Here is an 11,494-nt window from a genome sequence, read left to right as displayed (position 1 = left end):
GGTCCCATTCCGAACCCGGAAGCTAAGCCCTTCAGCGCCGATGGTACTGCACTCGACAGGGTGTGGGAGAGTAGGACACCGCCGAACACAATTTAGAGAAGCCCCCCAACCATTCGTGGTTGGGGGGCTTTCTCGTACCCAAAACACCCCCAAATCACTCCCGCCGGCACCCCCGGCATCGAGTGAACGGCACTCTCACCCTCTTGGACGAGGGGAACGGTACGTTCGCACGATCCGGGCAGGGGCGTGACCGACGACGCGCCGGGATCGAGCGAACGGCACTTCCGTCGCCTTCAACGAGATGAACGGTACGTTCGCTGGGGCAGGGCAGGGAGAACCGACAAACCCCGGCAAAACCCGTGGGCTCTTATCGCAGCGCCGCCTGTAGCGCCTCGCACAGCACATCCAGCGTCCTCGGATACTGGGATTGCGTCGGCGTGCTGTATCCGACGACGATGCCGTCACCCCCGACTGAAGACACGTCGGGGTGCCGGAAGGTGGAGAGCCCTTCGAGGCCGAGGTCGTGGGTCTGAGCAGCAGCAAGCACGGCTTGTTCGCTTCCTGAAGGCAGTCGCACCACAGCGTGAAGTCCCGCGGAGATCCCCTCGATCCGGACCTGAGGTACCTGCTGAGCGAGCGTCGCAACCAGTTGATCGCGTCGTCGTCGGTAAGTGGCGCGCATCTTCCGAATATGGCTGTCGAATCTTCCGGACTCGATGAAGTCTGCCAAGGTCAATTGATCCGTTGAACTGACCCAGCGTTCGTAGGGTCCCTTTGTTGCGAGAACGGGTTCGATCAGCCTGTCCGGCAACACCATCCACCCAATTCGAATCGCCGGCGACAGTGTCTTGCTGACAGTGCCCAGGTAGGCAACCTGCTGCGGTGCGATGCCTTGGAGTGCTCCGACAGGTTTTCTGTCATAACGGAATTCGCCGTCGTAGTCGTCTTCGATGATGACGCCGCCCGTGCTCGAGGCCCATTCGACAGCGGTTGCTCGCCTTGCCGGCGTCAGTGGTCCCCCGAGAGGGAACTGATGCGTCGGAGTCAGAAGCGCGCTGCGAGTGGATGTTGACGCCAATTCTTCTGTGCAAGTTCCGGATTCGTCTACGGAGATGGGAACTGTTCGTAATCCTTCGTCGACAAGTAGCTGCCGGTGAAGGTGAAGACAGAAAGAATCGACTGCAATCGCTCCGCCAAGTGCACGGGCGAGGAGGGAGATCCCGTGACCCGAGCTGGCACTGATCACTATGCGGTTCGGGTCGACGCGAACTCCTCTGGCTCGGCTCAGATAGGTGGTGAGGGCGTTTCGGAGTTCGACTCGGCCTCTGGGGTCAGTGGCGGCGAATGCGTCGTTCGGTGCGGCAGTCAACGCCCGCCTGGCGGAGGAAATCCATGCAGCGCGGGGAAACGCCGACGCGTCCGGCGATCCGGGGAGAAGGCTGTAGGTGAAGCGCGGTCTTGTCGGCGACGGATCGGTCCCGCGAATGTGTGCGTCGGCGAGCGAAGCGACTACGGTCCCCGAACCCTGCCGTGTGACGAGCCATCCAGCTGCAGCAAGCTCGGCATAGCAGTCCGCAACGGTGTTTCGTGCGACGCCGAGGTCGAGTGCCAGGGTGCGAGAGGGTGGAAGCCTGGTGCCAGGTTTCAACAGCCCACTGTCGATCGCGTCGCGAAGCGTCTGTAGCAACGCGGCTCGAACCCCAATTCCGTGCGGTAGTTCGACATGCAGATCGAACCCAAGATTGGCCCATGAATTCATCACCGGATTGAACCATGTTTCGGGGTCTTTTCGGGCTTACGGTTTAGGTATGACTACAACAACAGGCCAACGAATCGACATTGCGAAGCTGGCGCCCGAGGTCTACAAGGCGATGATTGCGTTGGATGCCGCTGCGCGTCAGGGGCTGGAGCCGACGCTTGTCGAATTGGTCCTCACCCGCGCGTCGCAGCTGAATCACTGCGCATGGTGCTTGGACATGCACACAGGTGATGCTCGAAAGGTCGGTGTGACGGAGCAGAAGCTGTATCTGCTGAGCGCGTGGGAAGAAGCGCGAGGGATGTACTCCGATCGCGAACGCGCCGCTCTCGCCTTGACCGAGGCCGTCACAGTCCTCACCGACGGTTTCGTTCCGGACGGGGTGTACAGCGAGGCGGCCGGCGAATTCTCGGACGTGGAACTGGCCCAGCTCATCAGCGTCATCTTGACGATCAATGCGTGGAATCGCATCGCGGTGACCACGAGGAAGGCGCCTCCGGTTCGAAGCTGACCCCGAGTCGCATCCTCTGCGTTCGATCCGGGGTCCTTTGTCTCAGCCGAAGATTTAGGTAATCGCCCCAAAGGCGACCAAAAGATTGATTACGAGTGTGAACAAAACCGACTGAATCTTTGAATGTGATGCAAATCACATTATGAACCATCAGACGAGCGTGCCGAGCGCGGACAGGTTGTCCGAATTCCGACAAAGCAGTCTCGGTTGAAATCTCCCATGAAGGGGCCCGCCACGCGGGCCCCTTCATTTTGCGCGCGGACCGAAAGCGTCCCTTCCTGTGGGTTTCCTTGGAATCCATGAGTTACCTACTGGCTAGCGGCCGAGAAATGACGGGATGGTCTGGGTTGGGTGAGCCATTTTTGGGTTGATCGTGACGGTTGTGCGGTTGGACAAGGTTCTAGTCACCGGCTTGGCTAACTCGTTGCCCGTGGGGCCTCGCTGCGCTCAAAGGCTGGATGAGCATGTGTACTTTCTTGAAACATGCACTACATTGCCTTCTAGTAACTGGCTGGTTGCCATAAGTAACTGGCCGATCCTCTCGGAAGTGAGTGCTGGACAGCGTGGTCTTGGGAATCCAGGCAACCTCCCCGCTACCGAAATGTCTTGAAAGGGAAGCTTTGATGACTGTGTCTGGTTCACGGCGGAGGCCGCTTGCTCTCCGACTCTCGCTAACCGCAGCTATTGCCGTGACGGTAGCCGGCAGTAGCGTTGCTTTTGCTTCGCCGGCTGTCTCCGCGCCACTGCCGGTGCGAGCCGCGGCGGCTCCGGCATTCACTGCCGGGCTGTGCGAGGGCACCGAGTACACACCCTCGGAGCAGATGCTCGACATCGCAGGTGTTCGACTCGAACATTACAACGATGGCAACATCGTGCCGCTGTACGGCACTACTGATCGGGGTACCTCGACCGCGGTCGACGCGCCGGTCTGCGGTGTTCGCGACGTCGACGGAATCGCGAAGTCGGAATGGATGTACTGCACGGACTTCGATCTCGATCCCTGTGCCGGCGTCGACGAGAACGGCTTGCCCGTCGACAAGCACAACGACGAGATGGGGCCGACCGTGCCGTCTTCGGGCAATCCCGATCTGTCGGCCGACGATCTCGCTGTCATCAGTTGGTTGCTGCAGAATCCTGCCAAGCTCGACGGCAGCGTCTCGGGCAATGGCAGTGAAGATGCGCGCTCGGCGCGCCAGACGCTGGTGTGGTGTGTCTCGGACTACGACAATCCGCTGATGGCCGACTTCAAAGGTTTGTGCGACAGGAATCTCGGCGCAGACGAGCGTGCTCGCATCGTCGAGATCATGAACGTCACGCAAACGCTCGACCTTGCTCGCAAGACGCCGGCGACCGGCACCCTGAAAGCCGGAGAAACCGCCGTTTTCACCCTGAACACGAATATGTACCGGAAGCCGATCAGTGTTCAGTCTTCGGCGGGAACCGAACTCACTGTCTGTGGCGACAACGGCAAGGCGACGCTGAGTGGAAACCAATTGACGGTCGACGGTCGCGGAGATGCACCGACCGCCGTTGATCTTTGCCTCACCGCTGCGAACAGCGGGGACTACTCCGTGACCGCAAGCGTCATTCCGGATTCGGTCGAGAACCTGCACTGGAACACTGCCGGGGCGGAATGCCAGATCTTCGCGTCGTTCGACACCGTTCGGCCCGCTTCGATGAATGCATCCGCCAGCGTCGGATATGCCGCAGTGCCCACGACAACACCGGCAACAACGACGCCCGCAACGACGATACCGGCAACGACAACACTGGCAACAACGACGCCCGCAACGACGACACCCGCAACTCCCGTCGTTCCGATCGTGCCCATAGTGCCGATTGTTCCGATCGTGCCCATCATTCCGATTGTGCCGGTCGTGCCCGTAGTTCCCGGTGTTCCTGTTCCGTCGCAGCCGGTTGCCACGCCTGCGACTCCGGCATCGGCGACTCCGAAGCCGGCCACCGGACCTCGGCCGGTTGCCATCGACGGTGGTGCTGCTGAACAGAATTCAGGCCGTAACGTCGCCGTCGCAGTGACAGGTCTCGGCCTGGTCGGAATGGCTGCTGCCGGAGCAGTTGCTCTCCGCCGCAAGCGTTCCTGACGCCAGGCACAAGCAGTAGACGTCGGCACCGATCACAGGCTGTGTGATCGGTGCCGACACTGATCAGACGCAGGGGGCGTCAATTCGCAAGAGGTGCCGGGGGTGCCTCATCCCGCAGGAGACAGTTCGATGACAATGTACGAGTCGGATCCCAACCCATACGACGATCCCAACCACGACCAGCCCGCGAGTCCCGCTAAGGGGCGTCGCGTCGCGCTCATCCTGGCCGTCATCGCGGTGCTTGTCGCTGGCGCTTCCATGGCCTTCGTCGGCCTACGATCCTCCGATGACAATGCTGCGATTCCGCCGAGTCCGGGAGTTGTCGTGTCGCACTCCGCGAATCCAGCACCGGCGGATGCGTTGATGGCTCCCAACACCCTTTCGCTCGATCCGGTGGGTGTTCAGGCGCCGATCGTGGACGCCACAGTCCCTGACGGCGTCCTCACTCCGCCGGAGAACGTCAAGAACGTCGGAATCTGGCTCGACGGTGCCGCCCTCGACTCGGTCACCGGCACGACTTTGATTGCCGGACACGTCAATTTGACCGGCCAGGGTAACGGCGCACTGTTCGACCTGGGCACGATCGAACCAGGTGAAGTGATCCGTACATCCGACGCGACCGGCAAGAGCACGTCGTGGAAGGTGACTGCCGTGAAGACGCGTCCGAAGGCCGACGGCGTCGAGGAAAGCGTGTTGGCCGGCCCGGAGGGCGCCCGCAAGTTGGCTGTTGTCACCTGCGGCGGTGAACTCCAATTCGAGGATGGTGTGGGGAACTACGCCGACAACGTCTACCTATACGCGGACCTGATGGTCTGACTCACTGGAAATTGCGCCCACGGTCCCCGATCTCTCGTCGTAGAGATCGGGGACTACCTGTTGGATAGTGTCGCAGGCATGGATCTTCACCTTTCTGGGAAACGTGCCATTGTCGCCGGCGGAAGCAAGGGGATCGGCCTGGCCATTGCCAGAGGTCTCGCAGCTGAAGGGGTTGATGTCGCGATACTTGCGCGCACGGAATCGACTGTCGTGGACGTTGCCCGAGATTTGGCTTCGGAGTTCGGAGTTCGAGCTGTCGGCATCGCGACCGACACGCGTGACGACGATGCGGTCCAGGCGTCGGTGCGGCGGGTGGTCGAGGAGTTCGGCGGCGTCGACATTCTGGTCAACTCGGCTGCGACGCCGTTCAGTGCGGGGCGATCGTTCGACTTGGAGGCGACCTCCGATGATGTCGTGCGTGGTGAGCTCGACGTCAAAGTGCTGGGGTACCTGCGCACTGCACGCGCAGTAGCGCCATATCTGATCGATCAAGGCTGGGGCCGGATCATCAACATCAGCGGCTTGGGGGCCAGACAGGCCACTTCGATCGCCCACACGATCCGCAACGTCAGTGTGTCGGCGCTGACCAAGAATCTTGCAGACGAGCTGGGCCCCAAGGGAATCAACGTCACCGTCGTCCATCCGGGGGTTACGCGAACCGAAAGGTTGACCGCGCGGATCGCGCGCGAGTCGGAAGAATCCGGCCGTTCGCCTGCGCAGGTGGAAGAGGGCATCGCGACGAACTCGATACATCGGATCATCGACGCCGAAGAAGTAGCGGACGTCGTGACTTTCCTGGCATCGCCGCGGAGCATCGCAATCACGGGGGACGCAGTGGCTGTCGGTGGGGGAGTGCCGGGGCCGGTCTACTACTGATACCTCGCGTACGGCTACCTGGTCGCGGTGGTGACGATCGTGTGAACGCGTCCGCCGCCGAGTCTCTTGCTTTCGTACATCGCCGAATCAGCGACTTTCTGCATGTCCGTGAACGCTGCTGCGCGCTCTTCTCCGGCGACGAATTTGTGGGTACGCACGGCGATTCCGATGCTCGACGTCGACGGGATCTCGTCGGCGTTCGAGTGCATTGCCGGCCCGATCGAGTCGAGCATCGGGCCGATTGCCGGGACCGGAAGTCGTTGTACGAGGACGAATTCGTCGCCACCGACTCGCGCGACGACAGCATCGGCATGCGCCCAGGACGACAAGCGCTGTGCCACTCGAAGAATGATGCGATCGCCGACGTCGTGACCGTGGACGTCGTTGATCGTCTTGAACCGGTCGATGTCGATCGCGATCACGAGTAGTGCCGCAGATTCCTGACGCTGGAACCCCTCGAGTACCTTCTCGACGTGGCGGTCGAGACCACGACGGTTCAGGAGACCGGTGAGTGGATCCAGGTCGGAGCTGGATGCGTCCATGCTGAGCATCGTCAGCACGATCTGCGAGATGAACGCGCAGATCATGAGTGCAGTGACGACAACCAACATTTTCGAAACGCCCAGCGCAGGATCGCGATCCGGTCCGAAGAGGATCGGCTCCGCAGCCACCACGATCATCACAACCGAGAAGGACAGGTGTGCGACCTGCAACTTCGGATTGTGAAAATAGGCGATGTAGATGCCGATCAGTGCGTAGATGACGCAAGTGAGCAGACGTGCGAGCGGTGCCGAGTCGCCGAGTATGGCGATCGAGACCGCAACGTCGCAGAAGACCACGAAGCCGAACGATCTACGCTTGGTCGGGCCGAATGTCCACCAGGCGATTCCGACCGCGAAGCATGCGAGTGTGACGACGGTGTTGAAGAACAGAGCAACAGGGCTTGTCGGACCTGACGGGCTGAACCGATTGAGCAGTGAGCACACGCCGAGCCCGATGACGATGATGCCAAGAAGTAGCCGGGTGACGGCAGTCAGGCCGTTATCGCGAAGGTAGCGACTGAATCGGTCGTACTGATCGGGAAGAATCAACCATTCGCGGGTCAGCGTCCTCATGGACTTCATCTGCGACGTCATGGGCGCTTCAGCGTGCGATGGCGGGGTTGTGCACCGCGCACCGTGAGCCGATTCCTCTTCTGTCCCGCACCTTGCAATGCTAACTGGGTCGATGCCGCATTGGACCGAGATGTTCGGAACGATGACCCAACCGTCTGGGTTACGCCAGCATGGAGTATAAATACATCTTGTGTCTATGTTGTATTCCGCTTCCGAAACCGTCTTCCGCGAAGTCAAGGAACTGATCCTTTCCGGCGAGCTTGCCGGAGGTGAGTTGATCAGTGAGGGTGACATCGCCGCACGGACCAATGTGAGCCGCACGCCGGTGCGTGAGGCGTTTCTGCGTCTCGAATCGGAAGGTTGGATGCGCCTCTACCCGAAGAAGGGGGCGCTGATCGTCCCAGTCGCGGACGGGGAAGCGGAACACGTAGTCAGTGCCAGACAACTCGTCGAGACTCAGAGTGTTCGAGTGGTGTCGGTCCGACCGCACGCACGCGAAGTGCTTGTCGCAGCGTTGCGCGCGAATCTGATCGAGCAACGTGAGATTGCTGACCGCGGGGACGTGGCCGCATTCAGCGCAATCGACGCCGACTTTCACAAGATGATCGTTGCCGCCGGTGGGAACCCTTTGCTCGACTCGTTCTACGCGAGTCTGCGCGACAGGCAACGACGGATGACAGCACGGTCGATCTCGCGCGACCCTGGCCAGCTACCTCGGATACTCGCGGACCACACCGCGCTGACCGATCTCGTCGAATCCGGCGATGCTGACGGTTACAACACTGCCGTCCTCACACACATGCGCCAGGTGCACGGCCTCGGCTTCGAAGGAACTCTGTGATGAGCACCCAAACTATGGGCGCTGCGGCCGCGGTCGATCGTCGTCCCGGCAGTGAACGCGGCAGCGGTGGGAACTGGCTGTGGCTGACCGTCGCTGCCAGTATGTTCGCCGCGGCCTGGGGCGGTAACGAATTCACGCCGCTGCTGGTGATGTACCGACTCGACCACGGCTATTCGCCCGTGATGGTCGACTTCTTCCTCTTCGCCTACGTGGTCGGGATCGTGCCTGCCCTTCTGCTCGGTGGACCGCTGTCAGATCGATTGGGCCGACGCCCGATCATGCTTCCGGCACCGATCATCGCGATCGCCGGTTCGACGCTGCTCGCTTTCGGTGCCGACTCCGCCGCTGTCCTGATCTTGGGAAGAATCCTCTGCGGCATCGCCTTGGGGATCGGCATGGCCGTCGGCGGTTCGTGGGTAAAGGAGTTGTCCACGCAGCCTTGGGATTCGGCGGCGTCGGAAGGTGCGGGAGCCCGGCGAGCAGCGATGAGTCTGACCGCCGGCTTCGCGTTGGGGGCAGGTGCTGCGGGAATCTTGGCGCAGTGGGCGCCCTTGCCGAGCGCGTTGGCGTACGTGCTGCACATCGTGATCACCGTAATTGCGGGCGTGGCGCTGTGGCGTGCGCCTGAAACCCGACCGGCACAGGAGAAATCCGATCGACGCAGGTTGATCGACGACCTCAAGATCCCTTCGGTGGGCCATCGCAGATTCCTCTACGTCGTTGTTCCCTTGGCTCCGTGGGTGTTCGGTGCTGCCAGTGTCGCGTATGCAGTCATTCCGTCACTGATGACCGGGCACAGCGGTGATGCGCCCGTGGCCTTTTCGGCTTTGCTGTGCATGGTTGCGCTGACATGCGGGTTCGCGATTCAGTCGTTGGGGCGCAAGATCGATACCGACCTTAGTGCGCGTGGCGCTGTGGTGGCGCTGGTGTTTCTGGTGGTCGGCATGGCGGCCGCTGCTCTAGTTGCGTCGACGCTGACCGTGGCGATCGCGATCGTCGCCGCAGCGATCCTCGGCTGCGGGTACGGCATGGCACTGGTGTCCGGATTGCTGGAGATCCAGCGAATCGCGGGGCCGGACGATTTGGCAGGGCTGACGGCAGTGTTCTACTCGATCACCTACATCGGGTTTGCCGTGCCGGCTCTGTTGGCAATGCTCTCGGAAAGCATTCCGGCGCTGAGTTATACGGTGACTCTTCTGTTCGGATCAGTTGCCGCAGCTGCTTGCCTGGCGCTGATCCTTGTCAAGTCGCGTTCACATCTTCCGACTGCATGACGTCGCCAGGTCCGCCGACTCCCGCGAGAGTCGGCGGACCGGGTGAATCATGCATCTACAGTTGCGGACCCGTTTTCCGAACTGTGGACCGAATTGAGTACCGAACCAGCATGAACCGGTGCCGTCTTGTTCAGGCCGTTGAGCAAGCCGGTGATATCGACGCCTGAGCTCTCGAGAGTTTCGATGACGCCGGCAATCACCTGGGGACTGATACCCAGGATCGAACCGATCGAACTCTGCGCCCCGTCGCTGCCTCCGACGATCGAGATGCGATCGATGTCTCCGACCGGCTTCGCCGCCGCTGCGGTGGCGTCGACCAATGCCGCCAGAACGTCGGGCAGAGTGAGCAACTGTGCCGCCTGCGGGGTGTAGGAATTGAGCGCCTCGGCGATCTGACGCTTACCGGCCGCCTCCGCTTCGAGTTTGGCGCGCAAACCATCCGCCTCGGCTTGCTGCTCGGCGCGAACGGCGTCGGCCGCTACCTTGCGTCCGTCAGCTTCGGCTTCCAGACGTGCTCGCAGGCCGTCGGCGTCAGCCTGCTGCTCAGCGCGAACTGCGTCGGCGACGAGCTTTCGTGCATCGGCCTGAGCGCCACCGGCCTGCCTTGCGGACTCGGCCTGTGCCTGCGCGCGGAGGATCGCAGCCTGCCGCTCACCCTCGGCGCGTGCGATGGAGGCTTGGCGTTCGGCCTCGGCCGGTGCAATGACATCTGCCTGCAACGCCGCTTCCGATTGCTGGGCGCGACGACGCTCGACCTCGGTGCGAGCCTCGACGCGGGCCGCCTCGGCCTGCTCACGTGCGATGCCGACGGCCTTCTCGGCTGTTGCCTGCGCGAGAGGTCCGGCCTGGTCGGCTTCGGCGTTCTCGGCTTCGGTCTGAGCTCGCAGGCGAGCGAGTTCGACGTCGCGCTTCTGATTCGCACTGGCGATCGCCGTGTCGGCTTCTGCCTGTGCGACGGATCCTGCCTGGCGCGCTTTTGCCGACTGGATCTGCGAATCACGCTCTGCTTCAGCAGTTCCGATCGCAGCATCGCGTTTGACCTCGGCGATACGGCGCTGACCCAGCGACTCGAGATAGCCGTTGAAGTCGGAGATTCCCGCGATCTTGATGACATCGACTTCCATGCCGATGCGGGCAAGGTCGCCGCCTGCCTCCTCGACCACGCTGCGGGCGAGGGAGTCGCGGTTGGAGTTCAAGTCCTCGACGGTCATGGTTGCGGTGATTCCGCGCAGACTGCCCGCGAGGATTTCGTTGATCTGCTGCTGCAGCTCGTCGAGATCGGAGGTCAGGAATCGTTGCACCGCTGTCTGAACCGCTTCGTCGGCGGAACCGATCCGTACCAGTCCGACTGCCTCGACATTGACCGGAACGCCGTCGTTGGAGAGTGCGTTCTTGAGGTTGATGCTGACGTTGAACGGTTCGAGAGACATGATGTCGACACGTTCGATACCGGGAATCTTGAATCGAGCACCGCCGCGTACCACTTTCGGCTTGCCTCGACCGGTGAAGACCGCCACTTCGTTCGGCGGGACCTTGACGTAGTTCTTCACGTAGATCGCGGGTAGAACGATGAAGATGATTACCGCGACTACAACTGCAATGATGATGATTGCCAGCATGTATCGAGTCCTTAGATCGCGTCGTCAACCGTGACGACGTGAAGGTATTGATCGTCCACATCGGCGATGTAGACGGTGGTGCCGGTGGTGAGCGCCATCGGCTGCGAACTGATTGCCTTCGCCTGCACGCGATTGCCGTCGGCATCGACGAACGAGACTTCTCCCCAGCCTTCGGCGGCGATCGTGAGGGTGACTGTGCCCAGTAATCCGGAGTATGAATCTCGCCCGATGTGCGAATTATCTTGTTGCTTCAGGAGGTAAGGGAGGAGAAGGCCGCGCGTGACGACAACGAGAACGGCGGCGAGTGCGACTGCCGCAATCACTGCAACCAACGTCGGAGCGTCCGCGAGAGTGGCAGCTACGCCGCCGGCGCCGAAGCCGAAAAGTGCTGTGGCCAACGTTGTCAGGCTCAGAAATGGCAGCCCGTCTGCGTGGCCGCCGCCCAGATCCGCAACCTCGCCGACGGCAAAGGCTCCGATCAGAGCGACAACTCCGATCACGAAACATATTGTGAATACAACGAACATCGATCCCCCGATCTACCTGTCGAGGAAGCGCGCCCTGAAATTTGTGTTGTCGGGGTC

At 61.6% G+C, this 11,494-nt stretch carries 10 protein-coding genes and 1 rRNA gene; 7 read left to right on the top strand and 4 right to left on the bottom strand.

Going from position 1 to position 11,494, the window contains the following annotated elements; genetic code table 11:
- Nucleotides 1-87, top strand: a 5S ribosomal RNA gene (gene rrf, locus ACFQ6H_RS11375); the annotation flags it as partial.
- A gap of 280 nt (nucleotides 88-367) precedes the next feature.
- Here the strand turns inward: rrf and ACFQ6H_RS11370 are convergent.
- Nucleotides 368-1,759, bottom strand: a complete 1,392-nt coding sequence (locus ACFQ6H_RS11370) for a PLP-dependent aminotransferase family protein (RefSeq protein ID WP_378646130.1) — start codon at nucleotides 1,757-1,759, stop codon at nucleotides 368-370.
- 49 nt (nucleotides 1,760-1,808) lie between these two features.
- On the opposite strand from ACFQ6H_RS11370, the gene ACFQ6H_RS11365 reads away from it, so the two are divergent.
- The 4 genes from ACFQ6H_RS11365 to ACFQ6H_RS11350 all read left to right on the top strand — a co-directional run bounded on the left by ACFQ6H_RS11365 (nucleotide 1,809) and on the right by ACFQ6H_RS11350 (nucleotide 6,061).
- A complete protein-coding gene (locus ACFQ6H_RS11365) occupies nucleotides 1,809-2,267 on the top strand; it encodes a carboxymuconolactone decarboxylase family protein (protein ID WP_378646128.1) in 459 nt (152 codons plus the stop codon).
- Between the two features lie 623 nt (nucleotides 2,268-2,890).
- Entirely contained in the window at nucleotides 2,891-4,369 is a 1,479-nt protein-coding gene (locus ACFQ6H_RS11360) for a hypothetical protein (RefSeq protein WP_378646126.1), read from the top strand.
- A 129-nt stretch (nucleotides 4,370-4,498) separates the two neighbouring features.
- Complete coding sequence (locus ACFQ6H_RS11355) at nucleotides 4,499-5,185, top strand: class F sortase (RefSeq protein WP_378638624.1); 687 nt, start codon at nucleotides 4,499-4,501, stop codon at nucleotides 5,183-5,185.
- Nucleotides 5,186-5,263: 78 nt separating this feature from the next.
- A complete protein-coding gene (locus ACFQ6H_RS11350; protein ID WP_378646124.1) occupies nucleotides 5,264-6,061 on the top strand; it encodes an SDR family NAD(P)-dependent oxidoreductase in 798 nt (265 codons plus the stop codon).
- A gap of 14 nt (nucleotides 6,062-6,075) precedes the next feature.
- Here the strand turns inward: ACFQ6H_RS11350 and ACFQ6H_RS11345 are convergent, their stop codons facing one another.
- Nucleotides 6,076-7,197, bottom strand: a complete 1,122-nt coding sequence (locus tag ACFQ6H_RS11345) for a GGDEF domain-containing protein (protein WP_378646122.1) — start codon at nucleotides 7,195-7,197, stop codon at nucleotides 6,076-6,078.
- A gap of 175 nt (nucleotides 7,198-7,372) precedes the next feature.
- On the opposite strand from ACFQ6H_RS11345, the gene ACFQ6H_RS11340 reads away from it, so the two are divergent.
- Nucleotides 7,373-8,017 carry a GntR family transcriptional regulator gene (locus ACFQ6H_RS11340; protein WP_378546015.1) on the top strand — a complete coding sequence of 215 codons (645 nt, stop codon included), beginning with the start codon at nucleotides 7,373-7,375 and terminating at the stop codon, nucleotides 8,015-8,017.
- Nucleotides 8,017-9,291 carry an MFS transporter gene (locus ACFQ6H_RS11335; RefSeq protein WP_378646121.1) on the top strand — a complete coding sequence of 425 codons (1,275 nt, stop codon included), beginning with the start codon at nucleotides 8,017-8,019 and terminating at the stop codon, nucleotides 9,289-9,291. The genes ACFQ6H_RS11340 and ACFQ6H_RS11335 overlap by 1 nt, the downstream gene beginning before the upstream one ends.
- A gap of 47 nt (nucleotides 9,292-9,338) precedes the next feature.
- Here the strand turns inward: ACFQ6H_RS11335 and ACFQ6H_RS11330 are convergent, their stop codons facing one another.
- The gene (locus ACFQ6H_RS11330) at nucleotides 9,339-10,910 is read right to left on the bottom strand and encodes an SPFH domain-containing protein (protein WP_378646120.1); all 1,572 of its coding nucleotides are present in this window, start codon (nucleotides 10,908-10,910) and stop codon (nucleotides 9,339-9,341) included.
- An 11-nt stretch (nucleotides 10,911-10,921) separates the two neighbouring features.
- The gene (locus ACFQ6H_RS11325; protein ID WP_378646118.1) at nucleotides 10,922-11,437 is read right to left on the bottom strand and encodes a hypothetical protein; all 516 of its coding nucleotides are present in this window, start codon (nucleotides 11,435-11,437) and stop codon (nucleotides 10,922-10,924) included.
- Nucleotides 11,438-11,494 lie beyond the last annotated feature (57 nt).

The sequence above is a fragment of the Rhodococcus sp. NPDC056506 genome, from assembly GCF_042794945.1.
Classification (GTDB): domain Bacteria; phylum Actinomycetota; class Actinomycetes; order Mycobacteriales; family Mycobacteriaceae; genus Rhodococcus_F.
Note: the sequence above shows the minus strand (reverse complement) of the source record. Positions and strands in the feature narration are given on the sequence as shown.